Genomic DNA, 19,480 nt, shown 5'->3' on the forward strand with positions numbered 1-19,480 from the left:
AAATCATTTATAATTAATGCTATGACGAAATACCGAATCCGGCTTACGAGTGGCCGGGTGATTGGTCCTTTTGTTAAAGCGCAGCTTTTTGACTTAAAGGCCAAGGGACATATTCGAGGAAATGAAGAGGCCCAAATTTTTCCAACAGGAAATTGGGGTCCTATTTCTTCTTTTGATTTTTATCCAGAGTTGATGGATGAAAATAAAACTGTGATGCAAACTGAAAGCACAGATGAAAAAACTTTTGTCATCGATCTCACCCAACTTCGAAATCAAAAAAATGAAAAAGAGTTAGAGAAATACGATCACGGCACGATTGTCGCAGTGGAAGCACTCACTGAAACCATTCGGATGTCTAATGAAGAGCAGAAAGTTCAGCTCTCTCAGCTCGAACCAACGCCTGCTCCTACACCGGGGCCAGAACCGGAAGAGCCGAAGGAACCTACTAGAACTTCGGTAACTGCCTCACAAGAGATCAATCTTGGGACAGAAGGTGATGAGGAAGATAGTGAGCGAAATAAAACACTCATCAACCCAATTGCCCAGGCCGAAATTCAGAAAATGAAACGCCAGCAGGCGGCCGAAGAAGCGCGGGCGAAGGCAGAAGCTGAAGAGGCGGCCCGTCTAAAGGCCGAAGAGGATGCGCGCCAACTCGCTCTTGCTATTCAAAGACAGGAAGAGGCCGAGAGAGCGAAAGATGACTCAACTCAGATGATCACGCTAGATCTGGTGAAGAGTGATCTTTTGGTGGATGCTGAAGTGAATGAGGCCCACATTGAAAAAGAACGCAAAGTCGTTCTGAAGAAAAAGAAAGAACAAGCGGGTGAAGAAGAGGAAGAAGAAAAATCTCAGGATGATGCGGAAGAGGCCAAGAAGAAGAAAAGAAAAAAAATCATCATGCTAGTGGCGGGTCTTGCCCTTGCCTATGCTCTTTTATTTCCTGGTGATGAAAAACCGAAAAAGCCACCGTTTCAACATCTGGCCCCCTCGATTGAGTTTCCTATTCCTTTTGATAAGGCGGATCCAAAACGATCGACGGTTGAATTTAATAAGGGACTCGAGCTTTTCAATAAGGGTACTTATCCAAATCTCATTCAAGCGGGCGTGAATTTTAAATCAAGTTATGAGAACAATCTTGAGAACACACAGGCCCTCAATTTCTTAGTGAGAACTTATGCTGAGGAGCTAAAGCACTCTAAAAATAAACAGTTCGACGCTCAGACCCTGTTTAAACTTATTCAAAGTAAGAGACCATTTTTGGTTCAGGACCCTAATGGTGTGATTGGTTTAAATTTGTTCTACATGACGATTGATAAGCCGGGGGCAGCAGTCGATGTGGTTCAGAAGTATTTAAAACTCAAACCAAAAAATGTGACTCAGGATCTTTTTGCGGTCCACCTCCTGAGCTTAATGAAACTTGGTAAAATTGAATTATCTCGCCAGTTCTATCAGGCCCTCATGAAGGCGCCAGATAAAAATCGCTACGCCTACGAAGCACTTATTCAGTACATGCTTCTTAATCAAGAATCTGCGCTGGCACTTGAGTATGCGGACGAGGCGCTTAAAAAGTTTCCGCAAATTATTACGTTCTATCTTTTAAAGTCTGAACTTCTTATAAAAGAAAAGCGCTATAAAGAAGTGGTTCCTCTTTTAAAGACCGCCGAAGAAAAGTCACTTGATTATAACGACATCAACCGCGCGAAGTTTTTGGAACTAACTGGATTATTAGTGGCGGCCCAAGGGAACGTAAAACAGGCCACTTTCTTCCTCACCAAATCTTTACAGGTGAAAGATTCAGACGAACTACGTGTGAAACTGGCGGACCTCTCTACCAATGATGGAACTCCCGCAGACACCGACAAACTCATTAATCAAAGTAAGGCGGTTAAACTTTTAATTCAGGCCCGTGATTTTTACGATAAAAGAAACTATGAACTTGCCATGAGTACTGCTGCCCGAGCTGCGGACGCTTACCCTGGATATATCCCGGCCGAATTATTTCTGTCGAAGATGCAATTAAAATTAGGTCTAGCTCGCGAAGGTCTAAGAACCATCGAGGCGTTGGCCCAAAAGTATCCTGAAGATAGGGCCATCAACATTGCCCTGGTTGAGGCCTACACCAACACTTATAAATTTAATGATGCCAGAAATCGTATGACCATTCTTGCCAGCACTCCGCTAAAAGAGAGCTGGGAATTTGCTTCTTTGAACGCACGCCTGTTTATGAAAATGGGTGACTCACTTCAGGCCATGTCTTGGTTAAAGACTTCAGTGGGCCACAATCCACTAAACGATGCAGACATTTTCTCTCTGGCCGAAATTCTCCTTAAGCGCGCGAATTTTGATAATGCCAGATTGCTTTTAAATAACTGTATCGAACTTGATCCGATTAATCCTGATTATCGGATTGCGTATGCGAAGCTCATTTATGAAACGCAGGATGATCAAGCGGCGATTGGTTATCTTCTAAGCTTGTTGGACGAGTTTGGAGAGAACGCCAAGATTCTTTCTGAAATAGCCATCTTCTATTACCGAGTTGGTAAGGTGAAAGATTTCCAAGACTACAAAAAGAAAATTGAAGCACTTCCTTATAAAGACAAGGCCCTTTATGAATTCATGATTAAGGCCGCTTTGATGGATGAGCGTTACATGGAAGTTCCGGGACTGGTTGAACAACTTCTTGCCATTGAACCGGGGGACCTGGACGCAATGATGACGGCCGGTCGAGTGCTATATGAAGAGGGTAAACTGGTTGATGCGGCCAAGTGGTTTAAACGCGTTCAAGAGAAGCTGAACTCTTATCCAAAGGTCCTCTACTACATTGCTAAAATTAAGTTCCTGAGTAAGGACTATGATGGTGCGATGGAAGAGATCAAAAAAGACATTAAAGACAATGGTGAGAATGATTTGAGCCTTGTGTTCATGGCCGAAATTCAGGCGGAAAAAGGCGAATTCATCGAATCAGAAAACTTATATAAGCGGGCCCAAAAACTTAATCCTCGCTCTTATGAAGCACTGGTTGGTCTCGCGGATCTCAGCACTAAGCGAAATAACTTTGAACTTGCTCTGGACTTATATAAACGTGCAATGAAACAGAAAACTGATGAGCCCATCATTCATAAAAAGATCGGCGACGTCTACCGACTGTTAGGACAAGGGACTCTGGCCATTGAATCCTATAAATTGTATCTTGATATGGAGCCAGAGGCCCGCGAGAAGCCCCAAATCGAAGCTTATATCCAACTCATGCAATAGGTGATCCATGTTAGACATTAAGAAAATTGAAAGTGATTTTGACAACGTTAAGAAGAGTCTTGCTAATAGAAACTTTGATACATCTGTGTTGGATCAGATCGTGTCCCTTAACAAGCAAAGAAAGACTCTAACAACTGCTTCTGAAACAAAGAAAGCAGAGATCAATAAACTATCGCGTGAAATTGGCGAACTTAAAAAGAACAAGCAAGATGCTGCCGCACCAATGGCACAAGTTGCTGCTCTTAAGGCCGATATGGAAAAAGAAGCAAAAGAACTTGATGAAGTTCAGGCAAAACAAAATGCCCTTCTTTTAAACATCCCTAACCTTCCAGATGCATCAGTACCTGTTGGTAAAGATGAAGAAGACAACGTTGAAGTAAAACGTTGGGGAACTCCGCGTACATTTGACTTTACTCCAGTCGATCACGCAGTACTTGGCGAACAACTTGGAATTTTAGATTTCGAAACAGCCGGCAAAATCACTGGTGCACGTTTCGTCATTTATAAAGGTGCGGCCGCTCGTCTTGAGCGCGCGCTTATTAATTTCATGTTGGATCACCAAGGTTCGAAAGGTTTTACAGAGATGATGACTCCGTTCATCGCTCATGAGCGCTCACTTGTTGGTACAGGTAACCTTCCTAAGTTCGAAGATCAGTTGTTCAAATTAAACTCTGAGCAGCCTTGGTATTTGATTCCAACTTCTGAAGTGACACTAACGAATATTAAACGTGAGATGATCATTGAAGAGAATGAATTCCCGTTCTTATATGCCGCTTATTCTCCGTGCTTCCGCTCTGAAGCTGGTTCTCATGGTAAGGACGTTAAGGGTCTGATCCGCATGCACCAATTCAATAAGGTTGAGATGGTCTCAATCTGTTCACCTGCCCAGTCTGAGGAAATTCATCAGAAGATGGTGGCAAGTGCGACTGAGATTTTAGAGAAATTGGGACTCCCATACCGTCAACTTGCCCTTTGTACTGGGGACATGGGTTTTGCGTCGCAGAAAACATTTGATCTTGAAGTATGGGTTCCAAGCCAGAATAAGTACCGTGAGATCTCTTCGATCTCTAATTGCGGTGATTTCCAGGCCAGACGTGCCAGCATTCGCTTCCGTAACAAGGAAGGGAAGATCGAATTCGCCCACACTTTAAACGGTTCTGGTCTTGCTGTAGGCCGTACGGTGGTGGCAATCCTTGAAAACTACCAGCAGAAAGATGGCTCAGTGCTAATTCCGGAAGCTTTAGTGCCTTATATGGGTGGATTGAAAGAAATTCGCAAATAGATAATTGCCTTTTTTTTTCCAAGCCTTTATATTAGATGACTCAAGACGGAGGACTGGCCGAGTGGTTTAAGGCAACAGTTTTGAAAACTGTCGTGGGTTAACGCCTACCTGGGGTTCGAATCCCTAGTCCTCCGCCATCTTGAATCTTTTAAATTTTGAATCTTGTTATTAAGCCAATTAGCGGAGACGTGGGTGAGTGGCTTAAACCACACCCTTGCTAAGGGTGCGAAGGGTAATTCCTTCCATGAGTTCAAATCTCATCGTCTCCGCCACTTTTCCAAAAATCCAAACTATATTCTTTTGATACAAAATGTTTTGATCGCCTATTGGAGCGTATCCGGTTTCTTTTAATTTTTTTTATTGCTGTTAGAATAATAGGAATAATGAAAAATTCAGTTGTTAGGAACCAAGTAGGTAGCTCACTCATCTTTGTCTTTGCCGCTCTCGGTATTCTCGCTTCTATTTCCCTTTATGTGATGAAAGTGAATAAGCAGATGTCTGAACAGACATCTGCCTTATGGCAAAGAACGATTGCGGATGAGACCGCACAATCAGCATTTGTGATTATGGAATCGGCGATGGCGAGACGTTTATGGTCCCCGCCTCCTGATGATAACTGCATGGTTGATGAAGAGTTCTCGGTCACCGGAACTCTTGATAATGGCGCCACCTATGAAGTGAACGCTAAGTACATCATTGATTCAAAAACTCTCGAGATGGTTTCAACAGGTAAGTTTAAAAACTATGAATCGAAGTATTTAAAGAACCTTAAAATTTACGACGTAACTGATTATCTGGTTTTAAGTAAGGCCGCTAAAAAAACCACCATTGCGGCCCCTCAGTATAGTGCAACTTTACCTGCGAGTATGATTGCTCGTGATCGTAAGGTTTATTTTGAAGGGGTCGTTGCGTTTCAGTCGATTACGGACCGAGCCGGCGTACAAGATTGGGACAAAAACAATACATACCCAATTCGAAATCCAGGCGAGATTAATATCATTCTGCAGGCCGAGCGGATGATCTTTAAAGGGGGGCTGATGTATGACACCATTTACGCTCCTCAGCCTTCTCAGAGCGACTTTCCAAAATTTTATGCTGACTTCAAAGACATCACTATGGACGTTTTTGGAGATACCTCAGGTCCTCAATATATATGGCAATGGGGTGGTGGCGGCTCGTTTATGACGGGCGATTATGCTCTGGCCAATCAAGTAAACGCCAGTATGCGCTCTGGAACTCCAGTAAGTTTAAGTCTCATTCGCAAACATTTTTATCCTATCGCTTTTACAACGGGGTCGCTCCCTCTAAACGCGACTAATGCCCCTGATAATGGGACCTATTTTGGAGACCCGAACCGTTGGCTCATTTTTTATTACTCATATGGCCCTAACGGAGTTTCGACTTACGGCGCCCGTATGAATTTTAGCTGCTACACCTTAGATCGAGGCGCGGACACAAGATATTGTTCCGCCAGTAATCTTTTTCCAAAAGGCTTTGAGGCCTGGCGTTTAAACTCAGATTTAAAAGGCATTCTTTTCACGGATGATTTTGAAGAACTTCAAACTCAAACCATCACTTGGGACAACATGGAGGCCCTTAAGGACGACGCCAAATCTTGTGGTATTTATGTCAGTGCCACTTCCGGAGCGGCGTCTAGTAGTTATGACGACTGTGATCTAAGCGATGCGAATTTTGTTTCGAGATACGTCTCGGGTACGTCATCTGCCTGCAATCGCATATATCGTTTGGACAGTGAAAGCATTCAAGGTAAACTCGCGAATTTTTCAGCAGGGGCCTATTCTGGAACAGCTCCAAAAAGTTTAAGACGAGTCATTTATTCCGAAGTGCCATTAGAGATCGTGCAAAATCAGGCGGCAGGTCTCGCTACCACCATGAGTAATGATGTCAGAAGAAATCTTCCGCTCTGGGTGGTGAATGAAGACGTGAACATTCTTCGTCCTCATCAGCCAGACACAACCAGTCCTATTGATGTGCGCCCAAATGAATTTCGTCAGCTGTATTTTAATGGCTCAAGTTCAGGTGCGCTGACTTCACTTAAGCTCGTTTTCATCAGCCCAGAAAAGACCATGATTCATTCTCCGTTTCATGTTCCCTTAACTCCGAGTGAACTTGCTCAGGACTTCCCTGTTTATGGTGGAAAGATTAGACCCAATTATAGTGCGACTACAGATTGGAAACACCAGGAAGAAGACGGTTTCAAGTATGGTGTCCGTATCGTTAATATTAAGAACACTTCACTGATTGATAACACGACTTATTTTAGCTACAACGAGGGATTTGATTTCCGAGGGCTTTGGAGTGTGGTGGATTCTTCTGCCATTCAGGTGCTTAGAAATGGCTGTATGATGAGTCCTTCAGAAAGTGAACCAATTTCTGGACAGAGATATGATCCTGCATATGTAAAAGTCTCGGGAAGAGAACAAACATTACCTCCTGGACACGCGGCCCTGGGAAGAACAGTTCCACCGCTTTCGAGTCGTTTTTATGACAAGACTGCAGGAATAAAAATTCCATACTTTTATCGGCCCTATGTTTTTCAACTTCAATCAACGGTCGACGTGTACGGATCCGTCATTAATTTTGAAGGCACACGCTTAGGAGTGTATTTCTCTAACGATGTTCCTGCTGGAAAAAGAAATCTGAATGTTCCCAAATACAATCGTCAGGACATCTACTATCAGAATGTAATTGATCTATCGAAGCGCTCCTACGTTTGGGACAGTGGGGACTGGTATAATCAGGTCGGTAGTGCCAATAGTCCAATGCCTTGTACGGTTGATCCAGTCACGCGCGGGACCACTGATCGGAATCATCCAATGCATGTTCCTTTAAATCTAGCGATATTTACTTTTATGCATCTTTCACCGACTGAAGAATTTAATTCCATTGGTTCAATTATGTCCCTCCCACTACCAATGATTAAGATGAGAAAATGATGAAGAAGTTTTTGAATCAAACAGGTGTGAACTTAGTTGAAGCGATGGTGGCCATGGGCCTTATTGGTATTGTGGCCTATGCATTTATGTCACAGTCACAGAATATGAACCAATCTGCAACTCAACAAAAGCAGGGTGACTTCGTTGAAGATATGGTGATGAAAAATGTCTCGCGATTAAAATCTGCCAAAAGTGAGACGTTTCCTTCTTATGGATCAATTTTACTGAGAGAATATCAATCCAATGGAGAGCTTTTACAAGAAACGACCGTTGGCAGTTGTGACAACCTTAATGTGCGGGCCGGTAATGTTGCCGTTTGCATAAAGTATCTAAGCGTAAGTGACTCGGAAGCGGAATTTTCAAATGCAGATGTGATGAAGCTGCCTAAGCTCGGACAAAAACTTTATAAACTCGATATCATTGGTGAATCGGTAGTTGCAGGAAGAAGAGTTTTTAGAAAACTCATTATTTTCAAAAGATGAAAAACAATAAAGGCTTTACTCTTGTTGAAACGATGATTGCTGCTGGTCTGATGGCGGCAGTGGCCCTTATTGTGAATGAGTTTATTTTAAAGGGCCGAAAGCAGTATTCAGACTTTGAAGGAAAGATGTTGGTCACAACCGATGTGAATCAGGCGTTTCATAATATTTCCATCGACCTTGCCAACCTTTCTCGTTTGACCGATCAAGGGACCGAAGTTGAGTCTTTTAAAGGAACTGATAAGGCCTATCTAGGAATCTATGGCCTGGCAGCGGCGGACGCGGCGAAGTACCCAGCATGTGCTTTTGAAGATGTCGTTGGAAGAAAGGGTTATTCAATCATCCGTTACACAACCATCAATCAATTACGACCTGCCAAGCTCATGAAGTTTTGGAAAGAAAATACCTCTCCTCTCGAGCCCGTTTTTCTAGATCGCTCGGAAACTGTTAATAACCAAATTTTTAATGAACTAATTAATGGGAATGAAACTCAGATAAAAGAAATCGTCATTCTGGATGGAGATGGTTTTACTTCTTCAAGACTTTTAGTGACCAATGCGGAGTATGTAGAAACTTTTACTGATCCTTATGATAATGTTGATAAGAGTCCAACTCGTTTTAAATACTATAAACTCACAGTTAGAAAACCCGGAACGTTCTACTCCCCGACTTCGCAGGCGCCTCTCGCCCACCAATTTATTACTGGTTCGTATGTCGTAGCAGTGGCAACAAAACTTCTATGTGTTTCTCAAGATAAGACCCAGCTTCTTTCGATTGACGAGTTATCTGGTACGACCAGGGTCCTTCTGAATGTAAAGGCCGAAAAATCCACAATTGCGAGTTTTAGAGTTAATTACCTTTCTTCCAGTAATATGGAAGCAAGTCCATTAGGTGTTTCAACTTTTCCTGCGATTGAAGGACCAACTCCAATCTTAACCAGACGTTGTATTGATCAATTATTACTGTCTATGGATCTTAGCCGCGGACAAAAAGTCATGAGCTATGCTCAGAACATCTTTGTTTCAAATTACAATTCGAAGCGGCCCAGTAGCTGTAGATAGGCCTTGACGCGGCACCGGGAAAGTCTTCTAAGCTATTGATAAATTTTTAGTTCCTTAGTTGAGAACAAGGAATTCTTGACTGTCAAAAATCTCAAAGGATATCCTGCGAATTCAGTCGCAGAGGATGGTCATGCTTAAAATTTTAATTTGTTTCTTTTTTGTTTCCGCTGCTTTTGCTCAAAGACTCCCTTCTCCTCAGGGATCTTACAATAAGGGCTCAATTCTATTTGCTCAACAGCTTCCACTTGAAGGTGAAGGCTTTATGCGTTTATTCCGTCATCGCAATCGAGGGTTTGGAAGCCTTGAGATTCTTAATTTAATTAAAAGAACCGCTCTTGAAATGAGTCTTCGTTATCCTATGCGTGATCGTATGCAGTTAGGTGATATCGCGAAGATGAAAGGTGGTCGAATTTCTCGTCATAGCTCTCATCAGAATGGTCTTGATGTTGATATTGCCTATTTTCGTATGAATGGCATGGAACAACTTCCAAACATTTTTGACGGCTTTAACGAAGACATGGTGATTAACGGAAAAATCTCTGAGAATTTTGACCTGGAGAGAAATTGGGAACTCATGAAGGCCCTTCATCGCTATGGAAAGGTCCAACGAATCTTCGTAGACGAAGTTGTAAAACGTGAAGTCTGTCATCATGCAATTAGCATCGGTGAACATGATGAGCATGTGGAAGTTCTGAGAAGCCTTCGTCCTTTTGCCAATCACAAGCACCACATGCATATTCGAATTCGCTGTCCGGACACGGCCAGAAAATGTGTCGCCCAAGAGGAGACAGCTCCTGGCAGTGGTTGTGAACTCTTATAACTGACTTTACTGCTAGGAATTGAAGCATCCTTCCCATCTACTCTTTCTCTTGGCTTGAGTTAAAATGGAAGGATGCTGAAAGACAGTGAAATTAAAAAAGTTTCTAAAGACGATCATCCTCGAAAAGAGAACGTTGTCTCTCAGCCTTTAAATCATCAACCCATATTTAATGAACCTCATCTCATTACCGAATCCTGGTATCCGGTTTGTCCTGCTTCAACACTTAAAGATAGTGAGACCCGTTCATTTACACTCCTTCAACACCGTTTTGTTGTTTGGCGAGGTAAGAGTGGAAAACTCTATGCCATGGACAGCTTCTGTCCTCATATGGGTGCAGACCTTGGTAATGGCAATGTGATTGGAGAAAACCTTCAGTGTTATTTTCATCACTGGACCTTCCTTCCCGGTGGAAAATGCGCCAACCATAAAGAGGCCAATAACACGAGTTATCCGGTTGAAGAAAAATATGGATTCATCTGGATTTATCCGGGAGCAACTCCTTCTCATTCAATTCCACAACCACCGGGACTATTGAATCAAGAAGTAGAATCTCTCTATCTTAAAAAATTAAAACTCTATGCTCATCATCATGTCATGATGGCCGGAGGAATTGATCTTCAACATTTTAAGAGTGTTCACAAGGTTGATATTAAGTTTGATTATCAAGTCACTGAACATGAAAAGCATGTTCATATCTGGAATTTATCGGGTGTTCTTCCTACAGGCTCTTGGCTTCTCAATTTCACTCGTTGGCTTACGGGCGGAGAATTTAAATATCAGGCCCTTTTTGCGGGTGGCTCTATTGTGAGTCTCACCTACGGGAATGATTTAAAGTTTAGAGGCAGAGGTTTTAGTCTACCCACTGTGAGCATTTTGTGGGCAGGACGTCCTACGTCTGATGGTGTAAGTGAAGTAGACATTTTTATTGTCCAACCAAAATTTAAGGGAGTACTGGCCCCGCTAAAGAAGATCGCTTCAACTCTTTTTTCAGTGATACTTCTCGCCGCCCTTAGAGACGATGACACCAAGGCCTTCCCTCATATGAGATTCAATATTGGTCTTACCACAGAGGGTGATAAATCGGTCATGGATTTAGTCGACAGAATAAACTTATTAACTGTTTCAAGTTGGACCAAGGACTCTCATGAAAAATGAAATTAGAAGGCCCACGGTTGATGAGTGGTTTCTTGCTCTTCAGTTAAAGAGCATTAAAAAAGGTTTTCATCTACCAGTTTATCTGGACGCAGATATTACTAGAACTGTTGAGAAGTTAAATTCAACGGAGAAGGTCCCATACACTGCTATTCTGATTAAGGCCGCTTCTCATCTGATTCATCAGATGCCGGATGTTAATAAGGCCACGGTTCATTCAGTTTTCGGAGTGAAAATCATTGAACCTTCCTATAATGGAGTGAATCTTCCGCTTGAGTTGATGATTGATGGAAAAAAAGTCCTAACGGGAATCACCATCAGAGATGCGTATAAAAAATCTCTAAGTGAAATCAATGCTGAGATCAAATTAGCCAAGATTAAGACAATGAATGATCTGCCAGTAAATTGCATCGTTCATGGCCCGGGACTTGATTGGGTCAAAAAAATAAAGCTCAGGCTTATTCATTTAATGATGAATAACTTTCCACGTCTCTATCTTAAAAAAGGTGGTGGCGGGATTTCGGTCAGCTCACTTATGAATCTGGCCCACGCAGGGGCTAACGTTCATATGAATGCTTTTGGAATGACTACGATCACAGTGAGTTCTTGCTCGGTAGAAAAACTTGAGGGTCGCGAGATATTAAAAGTGGGCCTGGCCTTTGATCATTTAGTGGTTCATGGTGCTCAAGGAGTGAGGGCTTCGGTGGAATTAGTGAAGATTCTACAAAATCCCGAGCTTTTTTAACGCCCCAACCCATTGAAATAACAGAATTTCACTCGCGAAAGGTAACTCTTTAAAAGTTCTGCATTTTCACCTTGAATTCTTTGAATTCTTGCTTTAAAACTAGGGACTCAAATCAGCGCAGTCGTAGCTTAGTTGGATAGAGCACTTGACTACGAATCAAGAGGTCGTACGTTCGAATCGTACCGATTGCGCCACTTTAAAAATTCCTCTGTAAATCCCCTATTAATTTTTCGATTTCCGATCTCGACCTGAGATGAATGAATTTAATATGCCCATGTTTTGGATCTCCCATGATCTGAAGATACTTTTTACGGTTTGATTTATAAGTCTTAAAAAACCAAAGGAGAATTGAGTCTTTGGAAAAAAGCATACGAAAAGTTTCGTAGTTGCCGGTGCCGGGCCACAGTTCCTCTTTTGTGAGTGCTCGTATAAAGGCACGACTCGAACTTTGATAAAAGTTTAACCAGAACGGAAGATCAATCCAGATGACTGTATCAGCATGGGGCCAAGTAAGATGATTGCCTCGTGAATAATTTCCATCCACCACCCAGCTATCTCCCTGAACTGCCGTTTGAATTTTTGCGAAGAAAAGTTCATCGCTTGATTCGGTCCAGTTTGGGCCCCAGAAAAGCACATCTAATTGAACGTGAGGAATATCTAATATTTGAGATATTTTCCTTGCGAGAGTGGATTTCCCACTGGCCGTAGTTCCAACAACAATAATTTTCTTCATAAAATTATGATAACAAACTTTAGACTTTGTGTACTGACTCATGATGAACTCAAATTTGAGGTCAATATGAAAAAAGCAATTATCAGTCTCATTATCATTCTGGTTTTGTCGGTGGTTTCTTATAAACTCTTGGGCACGCCTCGAAAAGAAGTGATCACGAGTTCTTCCAAAAAAGAAGTTTTTAAAAAAATACCTCGTACCTCATTAAAAGATGTCCGTTATCAAATAGAAAAAACTGAAGTGAAGAAGACTTCGTTTCCTAAAGAGTGCTTTTCTTCCCTCGCCGATCTGAGTGCCATGACCATTGCTGATTACAATGGGATCGCTCAGAGTAAAAAAAGTTTTGAAGAATTTTTTGGGCCAGACTGTTCGCAAAAAATAAAAGAGAACCCACTTTTTGAAAAACTTCTTCAAAGTTCCGGATGCAAGTTTAACAAAGAAAATGCTGGGGCCTGCATTTCTTTAATGTTCATGCTTAAGGCAAATTTTATCGCGGAGTTAAACGAGGACAAAAAACCGGAAGAAATGACTTCCGAAGAACTGGCCGCCCATTTTGTGAGAATGTTCTACTCTATCGATAAATTGAAATCGGAAAAGTTTATTACCAATCTTAAGCTCATTGATGTTCTCTATAATAAGCACATGAATGACCCTGAGATCATTGAGGCCTATGTGGGATACCTAATGATTGGCGAAAAGATCACTGGTGTGCATTCTGTGGGTGAGAGAATTGATTCAATTTTGGCCGAGTCGGAAGGAAACTCTTTTAAGGTTGATCGTTTGTTTGTCATTAAGGAAATTCTTGGCAACAACCTGGAAGGGGCACGAGTGGTCCTAGACGGCCTTCAACCAAAGTATCCTCAGGAACCAGATCTTCATTATTACTATGCTGCTTATCATTGGAAGAACGGGCATCGAGATCTCGCTCTTCAATCATTGAATCAGGCAATTGCTTTCGGTGAGAATTGTTCTAGCTGCCGACCAGGTGTTTATCAGGACACTCGAAACAGAATGGCGAATGCTAAAGACAAAGACGATCAACTTTTCTCGGTTTCGATTGGTCTTAACTTCGAAAACCTCTAAAGATTTGGTTTAAGTAATTTTACTCATAACGCGAGTTTCGATTTTTGAGTAAAATTGATTATAAAATTCTTTTGAGGCCGGTATGGAAATAGTTAAAAAATTTCTGGGAACAATTGTTGCTGAAAAGGCGTCCTCTCGTACCATTATAGGAATTACGGCCCTCATTAACCTAGTCGGATCACTCATCCTTATTTCAGGACTTGTAAACAGACCACATTATGAAACTGTTCTGAATATCAGAATCGTTCACGCACTAATTAGTATTGGTGTTTTATTTGCGCTTTATATATACAAAAAAAGCTGGAGTAGGTTTCTTGGATCGTTCGCTTATACTCTTCTTTATCTTCCAATATTTTTTACCGGTTGGTTTAATCACGTAGCGATAGTTAATGAGGGCACAATAAGTAAACCTTACGGTGGTTTTCCGGTTGTATTTATGATGCTTGCGATACTTATTCCTTATTCGTTTTTCATGAATGCAATTCTGATTGTTCTTTTTTGCCTGGAAGCAGTCATTATTTGGTATGGCCTAGATTTAGGAACAAAATCTTTTATTGTGGCCAATGATGAGCCATTCTATATTGTTACTTTTGCCTTTGGTTGTTTTTGTCTTTTACTTTTTCGCTATCGTTTGGACACAAAGATTCATAGACTCATGGAGCAAAAGGCGCGTTCTGAATTTATTGAAAATCTCGCTCGTACGTTTTTAAGCATGCGTGACCGTAACAATACCCCTCTTCAGTCACTACTTATACTTAGTGGTTCATTGAAAACAGGTCGTCCTTTGACTCAGCAACAAATTGATATTTTTAAAAGTACGGTTTCTAGTTTGATTCTTACAAATAAAAAGTTGGTTCGCTATGAGACTCAGATACAATGGGGTAAACGTGATCTCATGACTGATTCTGAAATGGAAAATTGGTTAGATAAAATTGAGGATGAAGTCGAAAAGGACAAGAAATGAAATGGATTCTAATGCTGGCCCTTGTGGGTGCTTGCAGTTCTAAAGTTAAAGAAGAAAAAAAGCCTGAGGTGACTAAAGTATTGTCTCCGATTCAGGATGCTGCTTATTATGACCTGGAAGGTACCTACTCTCTTGTTCATGATAAAAACTGTGAAATTACCTGGAGTATCACTCGTAAGAAGGAGCAGGTGAAGAAGAACATTCTGTTGAGACTTTATCAGAATGAGTGTAAGGACAGTTTTGCTAAACTCATGCCGACTCATAGGGCGGTCTTAAGTAAGATTTTTTCCGATTTTCCGGCAGACACACTGGATGGTGTAAGCACAGGTGGTTTTGAGACCATTAATCCAACTGGTGAGTGGAACCTAGATATTGCTAAGGCCTCTTTTAATTATAAATCCAAACAGTCTTACAATAAGCAATTTGTAGATTTTGCCAAGCAATCTAACTCATACCAACCCTTTAAAGATCTCTTTAAAGAATTTGGTGTTGAGCTAGAGCTTAAAAGTGTTGAGAAAGTTTTTGCGATGAAGGTAAAGGAAACGAAGTTTAAAGATCAGTTTGGACCGTCTCTTCAGAACCAGAGCGTAATGATTGACGCTGGTATGCTCTGGTGGAAACAATAAAAAACCATCCTCTTACTGCCACCGGAATAATAAACACATCGAACGGGATCCGGAAACGGATCTCGCTTTTAAAAACATAAACACACAAAAATAGAGAAAGGACGGGAAGGGCCCAGACTAAAAACTCTTCTCTGTTATTGTTCCTTTTTAAATATAATCCATACCCAACTAGACCCGGAATGACAAAAAAAGCGAAGATGAGTTCGTAGAGACGAATCAGACCTTTAAATTTAAGCTCTCCGGCGGGCCACAAATAGTTGCCCATGAACAAGAAGAAGATCCCTTCAAGTGACTGAACCAAAACGAGAGGATTCTCTTTAATACATTTCCACCCTTCATTCATAAAGTAGCCAGAGTTATTGAAGCTTTCTGGCCAGCGTTTTTCGGTTTTGATTCCTAGCTGATAGTAGAGAGGTGAGACCCAAAGAATACCCCGGTTATCAATGTTCCTTTTACTAGGACATTTTCCTTCAACAAAATTAAGTCCACCCGCTGTCGGAGTTAAATGAAACTTTCCAACTTTGTTGTAAGAGAAAGCTCCATGTAGAAGGAGTCCGAGACCCACTATAAGTGAGATGGCAAAAATTCCACGGATGACCTTCCACTTATATGAAATGAATAGTCCTAATAAAAACAATGGACCATAGAACGCGTGGTTGCCTTTAATTAAGAAAGACAGAAGAAAAGCGAGTCCCCAAAAGTAACCCCACTTTAATCCATTCTTTGGGTCTTTTACGAGTTTGTGTCCGAGATAGAGAAGAAGACTTAGACCAAATGTAAAAAGCGACTCAGAAAGGCCGTAACCGTTATAAACAATCCAAGGAACATGAAAGGTCCCGATCAGTAAAACGCCCTTTGCGACTTTATCACCCCAGGTTTCAAAGCTTACTTTCCAGATAATAAAAAGGGTAACTGTGGAAGTGATGGCCTGAAGAACAGAAAGCGGAGTGGCCCAATCTCCAAAAAATCTTTCCAGAAAAAGAATGAGATAAGGAAATCCGATTGGCTGAAAAAAATGGAAGTCGTTCCACTCCCCTCTTCCAATTTGTCCTGCAATACGAACATAGTTTGCGACATCCGAGACAACGAACTGCGATGGAGAAAAGACCCATAGCACGTAGACCAATCTCAAAACCAAACCAACAATCAGCAGTAGGATTACATTCTTATTTCGAAGCATGCATTAAGTATAAAAGCGAGAATGCTAAAAGATGAACTGTTTTAATCCAAATTGTGCATGAAGCAGCAATTAATGCGCGTAAGAGAGAGCCTTAAAATTAATTGAGTTGATAATTTAAGTTCTAACAAAGATGTTTAGATTTCGTCTCGTTCTGGTTGAATAACTTTCAGGAGTTAGTCATGAACTTAAAGAGCGTATTTCTCATGGCCCTCGTCTTGGCCGCCGGATGTAATGAACAAAAAGTTAAAGAAAAGATTGTCCCCCACACTGAGAAGCAAGAGCAGGAAGAGGCCCCTAAAAAATTTGATAGAAATCTCGGTTTACCGCAAGTTGAGATTCCTAAAAATAATCCCATGTCGAAAGAGAAAGTGGCCCTTGGGAAAAAACTTTTCGAAGACACGCGCTTTAGCTCAACTGGAGAAGTTTCTTGTTCAACTTGTCACGATGAGGCCAAAGGCTTTACCGATCAATTAGTTGTGTCCGAAGGAATTAATGGTCTCAAGGGAACACGAAACGCTCCGACCGTACTGAATGCGGCCTTTAATGCGACTCAATTTTGGGACGGTCGATCTCCCACTTTAGAAGATCAGTCTCGCCACCCTTTTGTGAACTCAGTTGAAATGGGACTTAAAAATCATGAACCCATTTTAGAGGTTGTTAGAACAGACCCCGAATACGTTAAGGCCTTTAAGACGGTCTTTAATAAGAGCGTAAAAGAGATCAAGATTGAGCATGTAACGATGGCGATCGGTGCCTTTGAAAGAACAGTGATCGCAGGTAATAGTCGCTTCGATCAGTGGTATTATAAAGGTGAAAAGTCATTATCAGATTCTGAACTTCGAGGGTTTCAGACCTTTATTGGAAACGGTCGGTGTGTTTCCTGTCATGCTATAGAACAGTCATCTGGTCTTTTCACTGATCACCGTTTTCACAACATCGGAGTGGGAATCAACCGAGTTCCTAAAGAAGACGTTGATCGTCTTGTGACGGAATTTTTAAAAGCAAACTTTAATCGTGAAGAAGTAGACGAAAAAGTTCTTAATGACCTTAAGACTTCAGAACTGGGTCGCTTCGCGGTCACTCAAAATCAGAATGACATTGGCGCCTTCAAGACATCCACACTCCGTAACATTGATTTAACTGCTCCTTATATGCACGATGGAAGCTTGAAGACCCTGGAAGATGTGGTTGAGCACTACAACCGTGGTGGAGCAAGTTCAGACAAGGAAGTTATTACTCCGTTCCTAAGTGGAGGCATTCGTCCACTTAATCTCACTGATCAAGAAAAGAAAGATCTTGTCGCATTCATGAAGTCTTTAACCAGCACAGACTTAGAGAAAAAATGAGAGGGAAATATGTCTGACAACATGAACCGTCGCGATTTTTTGACTTATGCCGGGGCCGGTGCGGCACTTGCGACCCTTCCGGTTAATCTTGTTAAGCTTGCATTTGGTGGTACTCAGGAAGACTTCACATTCGCTTTTATCTCGGATGCACACATTCAGCATATTTCAGGAACAAAATTTGTTCGAAACTGGGACCAAGGTCTCAAGATGGCGGTGGCAGAAGCGAACCTCATGCACCCCAAGCCTGACTTCGTGATCTTTGGGGGCGATCTTGCTCAGCTCGCCCTAAAAGAGGAGCTTGATCATGGTGCTGAGATTATGTCGGCCCTTAAATATAAGACCTACTGGGTGATGGGCGAGCATGATTACTATCTTGATTACGGTAAATATTGGGAAAAACTGTTTGGCCCTCAGTGGTACAGCTTTGATCATAAAGGTGTGCACTTCGTGGTTCTCAATAGTATTTTGACTTACGATGAGTGGAACAAAAAGTGGCCCACTGATATGGAGCGAATGGTTCAGATGGCGGGACTTGATAACCCAAAGGGTTCTCCTTTTATGGTGGGGAAAGAGCAACGTGAATGGCTCAAAAAAGATCTCGCCAAAGTAAGTAAGAGTACCCCCATTGTGGTGTTGTCCCACTCACCTCTTCAAAAAATCTTCCGAGGTTGGAATTTTTGGACCGAGGATGCGGATGAAGTGCAGGCAATTTTGAAACCTTTTAGGAAGGTGACTGTCCTTTATGGTCACGTCCATCAGATTCAATATAACCAAATAGGAAACATTTCGTTTCATGCTGCCATGGCAACTGCATGGCCTTGGCCCTACCCTTCGACTTATGTGAAGGCCGAACAACATTTACCAGTACTGACTGTGCCCATGAATCGTGCGGATCCTTTTTTTGAACGAGACGCCACTGGTTGGCAGTACATAAACATTCATACCGGCAACGTGGCCGCTCACTATCAATTACCGAATAACACCAACCGAGTGGTTTCATTCAATAAGAAAACAGGTAGGCCAGAAGACACCACCTACCAGAACAAGGCGAACCGAGTTTTACCTCAGGAGCATTATTAATTACGGAGGAGTCATGAAGTTTTTGATCGTCATTTTATTAACCATGAGTTCTCTGGTGTTTGCCGATGAATTTACGGTGAAAGACATTAAAAGATGGGACGCCGAATTTGAAGAAAGTGCAAAGTACGGCCGACAGCTTTGGGAAAACTCGGCGGCGGTTAAACTTGGAACTAATAAAGTAGCATGTGCTCAATGCCATCCGAATGCGGCCAATACTCATCCGGAGACTTATCCTAAATTTCAAAAACAAATTGGAAAAGTTGTTTACTTAACTTCAATGGTGAATTGGTGTATTCGAAATCCTCTAGAGGGAAAAGACATTGGTCCTGAATCAAAAGAGATGACGGCCCTTTTGGCCTACATCTATAAAGAAAGAAAAGGTGTAAAAATTAATCCTGGAAAACATTAATGAAAGGGCCCAACACGGGCCCTTATATGTTAAGTTGTGCCTTTGTCGAAATTCTTTTTAACTGTGTCAGCTGCACCGGAGTAATTCTTATTTTTTAGATCTTCTCTCACTTTATTTTTATCTGTGTCTGAAGTTCGGTTCCAAGCTTCTTTAACATTGCCTTTAATGTCGTTGAATTTTCCTTTTAGTTCTTCCTTGTTCATATATCCCTCCATGTTGGTTATGAGGGCAAAAAAGCTCTCATTAGATAAGAAGCAGGACCTGTGCCATAAGACAGCATGATTTCCCCTCGAGGTGCTTCATTTGAC

The 19,480-nt window shown here is 41.7% G+C and carries 17 protein-coding genes and 3 tRNA genes; 17 read left to right on the forward strand and 3 right to left on the reverse strand.

Going from position 1 to position 19,480, the window contains the following annotated elements; translation table 11 throughout:
- Positions 1–21: 21 nt before the first annotated feature.
- The 11 genes from ACJVC5_RS05475 (at position 22) to ACJVC5_RS05525 (ending at position 11,945) form a co-directional block, all read left to right on the forward strand.
- Positions 22–3,255, forward strand: coding sequence for a tetratricopeptide repeat protein (locus tag ACJVC5_RS05475; protein ID WP_408098363.1), 3,234 nt, complete (start codon positions 22–24; stop codon positions 3,253–3,255).
- A gap of 7 nt (positions 3,256–3,262) precedes the next feature.
- The gene (serS, locus tag ACJVC5_RS05480; RefSeq protein WP_408098364.1) at positions 3,263–4,537 is read left to right on the forward strand and encodes a serine--tRNA ligase; all 1,275 of its coding nucleotides are present in this window, start codon (positions 3,263–3,265) and stop codon (positions 4,535–4,537) included.
- 47 nt (positions 4,538–4,584) lie between these two features.
- Positions 4,585–4,674 (forward strand) — tRNA-Ser (locus tag ACJVC5_RS05485).
- A gap of 45 nt (positions 4,675–4,719) precedes the next feature.
- Positions 4,720–4,809, forward strand: a tRNA-Ser gene (locus tag ACJVC5_RS05490).
- Between the two features lie 111 nt (positions 4,810–4,920).
- A complete protein-coding gene (locus tag ACJVC5_RS05495) occupies positions 4,921–7,494 on the forward strand; it encodes a hypothetical protein (RefSeq protein ID WP_408098365.1) in 2,574 nt (857 codons plus the stop codon).
- Entirely contained in the window at positions 7,491–7,976 is a 486-nt protein-coding gene (locus ACJVC5_RS05500; RefSeq protein ID WP_408098366.1) for a PulJ/GspJ family protein, read from the forward strand. The genes ACJVC5_RS05495 and ACJVC5_RS05500 overlap by 4 nt, the downstream gene beginning before the upstream one ends.
- Positions 7,973–9,034, forward strand: a complete 1,062-nt coding sequence (locus tag ACJVC5_RS05505) for a prepilin-type N-terminal cleavage/methylation domain-containing protein (RefSeq protein WP_408098367.1) — start codon at positions 7,973–7,975, stop codon at positions 9,032–9,034. Before ACJVC5_RS05500 ends, ACJVC5_RS05505 begins: the two co-directional genes overlap by 4 nt.
- Positions 9,035–9,164: 130 nt before the next feature.
- Positions 9,165–9,854: a penicillin-insensitive murein endopeptidase gene (locus tag ACJVC5_RS05510; protein WP_408098368.1), complete on the forward strand. Its 690-nt coding sequence runs from the start codon at positions 9,165–9,167 to the stop codon at positions 9,852–9,854.
- A 72-nt stretch (positions 9,855–9,926) separates the two neighbouring features.
- Positions 9,927–11,009, forward strand: a complete 1,083-nt coding sequence (locus ACJVC5_RS05515; RefSeq protein WP_408098369.1) for a Rieske 2Fe-2S domain-containing protein — start codon at positions 9,927–9,929, stop codon at positions 11,007–11,009.
- A complete protein-coding gene (locus ACJVC5_RS05520; protein WP_408098370.1) occupies positions 10,999–11,751 on the forward strand; it encodes a hypothetical protein in 753 nt (250 codons plus the stop codon). Before ACJVC5_RS05515 ends, ACJVC5_RS05520 begins: the two co-directional genes overlap by 11 nt.
- 117 nt (positions 11,752–11,868) lie before the next feature.
- Positions 11,869–11,945, forward strand: a tRNA-Arg gene (locus tag ACJVC5_RS05525).
- A gap of 2 nt (positions 11,946–11,947) precedes the next feature.
- On the opposite strand, the gene ACJVC5_RS05530 is transcribed toward ACJVC5_RS05525, so the two are convergent.
- A complete protein-coding gene (locus ACJVC5_RS05530) occupies positions 11,948–12,484 on the reverse strand; it encodes an adenylate kinase (RefSeq protein ID WP_408098371.1) in 537 nt (178 codons plus the stop codon).
- A gap of 66 nt (positions 12,485–12,550) precedes the next feature.
- On the opposite strand from ACJVC5_RS05530, the gene ACJVC5_RS05535 reads away from it, so the two are divergent.
- The 3 genes from ACJVC5_RS05535 to ACJVC5_RS05545 all read left to right on the forward strand — a co-directional run bounded on the left by ACJVC5_RS05535 (position 12,551) and on the right by ACJVC5_RS05545 (position 15,157).
- Positions 12,551–13,567 (forward strand): hypothetical protein, encoded by a 1,017-nt coding sequence (locus tag ACJVC5_RS05535; RefSeq protein ID WP_408098372.1) that lies wholly within the window; start codon positions 12,551–12,553, stop codon positions 13,565–13,567.
- Positions 13,568–13,649: 82 nt separating this feature from the next.
- A complete protein-coding gene (locus ACJVC5_RS05540; RefSeq protein ID WP_408098373.1) occupies positions 13,650–14,531 on the forward strand; it encodes a hypothetical protein in 882 nt (293 codons plus the stop codon).
- Complete coding sequence (locus ACJVC5_RS05545) at positions 14,528–15,157, forward strand: hypothetical protein (protein ID WP_408098374.1); 630 nt, start codon at positions 14,528–14,530, stop codon at positions 15,155–15,157. The genes ACJVC5_RS05540 and ACJVC5_RS05545 overlap by 4 nt, the downstream gene beginning before the upstream one ends.
- Here the strand turns inward: ACJVC5_RS05545 and ACJVC5_RS05550 are convergent.
- Positions 15,081–16,337, reverse strand: a complete 1,257-nt coding sequence (locus tag ACJVC5_RS05550) for an ArnT family glycosyltransferase (RefSeq protein ID WP_408098375.1) — start codon at positions 16,335–16,337, stop codon at positions 15,081–15,083. The genes ACJVC5_RS05545 and ACJVC5_RS05550 overlap by 77 nt on opposite strands.
- A gap of 179 nt (positions 16,338–16,516) precedes the next feature.
- Here ACJVC5_RS05550 and ACJVC5_RS05555 point away from each other — a divergent pair, with 179 nt between their 5' ends.
- From ACJVC5_RS05555 to ACJVC5_RS05565, 3 genes are read left to right on the forward strand one after another with little or no spacing between them, the layout of a single operon-like run.
- Positions 16,517–17,683, forward strand: coding sequence for a cytochrome-c peroxidase (locus ACJVC5_RS05555; RefSeq protein WP_408098376.1), 1,167 nt, complete (start codon positions 16,517–16,519; stop codon positions 17,681–17,683).
- A gap of 9 nt (positions 17,684–17,692) precedes the next feature.
- On the forward strand, positions 17,693–18,763 hold the full coding sequence (locus tag ACJVC5_RS05560) for a metallophosphoesterase family protein (protein WP_408098377.1): 1,071 nt from the start codon (positions 17,693–17,695) through the stop codon (positions 18,761–18,763).
- Positions 18,764–18,776: 13 nt separating this feature from the next.
- The gene (locus ACJVC5_RS05565; protein WP_408098378.1) at positions 18,777–19,172 is read left to right on the forward strand and encodes a cytochrome C; all 396 of its coding nucleotides are present in this window, start codon (positions 18,777–18,779) and stop codon (positions 19,170–19,172) included.
- A gap of 29 nt (positions 19,173–19,201) precedes the next feature.
- Here ACJVC5_RS05565 and ACJVC5_RS05570 read toward each other — a convergent pair whose 3' ends face one another.
- A complete protein-coding gene (locus ACJVC5_RS05570) occupies positions 19,202–19,375 on the reverse strand; it encodes a hypothetical protein (protein ID WP_408098379.1) in 174 nt (57 codons plus the stop codon).
- Positions 19,376–19,480: the final 105 nt, after the last annotated feature.

The sequence above is a fragment of the Peredibacter sp. HCB2-198 genome (genome assembly GCF_045999315.1).
Classification (GTDB): Bacteria; Bdellovibrionota; Bacteriovoracia; order Bacteriovoracales; family Bacteriovoracaceae; genus Peredibacter.

Bases quoted from the DNA above. Each gene is read 5' to 3' on its own strand.
- ACJVC5_RS05550 (WP_408098375.1), bottom strand. From the start codon at position 16,337: ATGCTTCGAAATAAGAATGTAATCCTACTGCTGATTGTTGGTTTGGTT.
- ACJVC5_RS05520 (WP_408098370.1), top strand. From the start codon at position 10,999: ATGAAAAATGAAATTAGAAGGCCCACGGTTGATGAGTGGTTTCTTGCT.
- serS (WP_408098364.1), top strand. From the start codon at position 3,263: ATGTTAGACATTAAGAAAATTGAAAGTGATTTTGACAACGTTAAGAAG.
- ACJVC5_RS05530 (WP_408098371.1), bottom strand. From the start codon at position 12,484: ATGAAGAAAATTATTGTTGTTGGAACTACGGCCAGTGGGAAATCCACT.
- ACJVC5_RS05570 (WP_408098379.1), bottom strand. From the start codon at position 19,375: ATGAACAAGGAAGAACTAAAAGGAAAATTCAACGACATTAAAGGCAAT.
- ACJVC5_RS05555 (WP_408098376.1), top strand. From the start codon at position 16,517: ATGAACTTAAAGAGCGTATTTCTCATGGCCCTCGTCTTGGCCGCCGGA.
- ACJVC5_RS05565 (WP_408098378.1), top strand. From the start codon at position 18,777: ATGAAGTTTTTGATCGTCATTTTATTAACCATGAGTTCTCTGGTGTTT.
- ACJVC5_RS05515 (WP_408098369.1), top strand. From the start codon at position 9,927: ATGCTGAAAGACAGTGAAATTAAAAAAGTTTCTAAAGACGATCATCCT.
- ACJVC5_RS05560 (WP_408098377.1), top strand. From the start codon at position 17,693: ATGTCTGACAACATGAACCGTCGCGATTTTTTGACTTATGCCGGGGCC.
- ACJVC5_RS05535 (WP_408098372.1), top strand. From the start codon at position 12,551: ATGAAAAAAGCAATTATCAGTCTCATTATCATTCTGGTTTTGTCGGTG.
- ACJVC5_RS05540 (WP_408098373.1), top strand. From the start codon at position 13,650: ATGGAAATAGTTAAAAAATTTCTGGGAACAATTGTTGCTGAAAAGGCG.
- ACJVC5_RS05500 (WP_408098366.1), top strand. From the start codon at position 7,491: ATGATGAAGAAGTTTTTGAATCAAACAGGTGTGAACTTAGTTGAAGCG.
- ACJVC5_RS05545 (WP_408098374.1), top strand. From the start codon at position 14,528: ATGAAATGGATTCTAATGCTGGCCCTTGTGGGTGCTTGCAGTTCTAAA.
- ACJVC5_RS05475 (WP_408098363.1), top strand. From the start codon at position 22: ATGACGAAATACCGAATCCGGCTTACGAGTGGCCGGGTGATTGGTCCT.
- ACJVC5_RS05505 (WP_408098367.1), top strand. From the start codon at position 7,973: ATGAAAAACAATAAAGGCTTTACTCTTGTTGAAACGATGATTGCTGCT.
- ACJVC5_RS05495 (WP_408098365.1), top strand. From the start codon at position 4,921: ATGAAAAATTCAGTTGTTAGGAACCAAGTAGGTAGCTCACTCATCTTT.
- ACJVC5_RS05510 (WP_408098368.1), top strand. From the start codon at position 9,165: ATGCTTAAAATTTTAATTTGTTTCTTTTTTGTTTCCGCTGCTTTTGCT.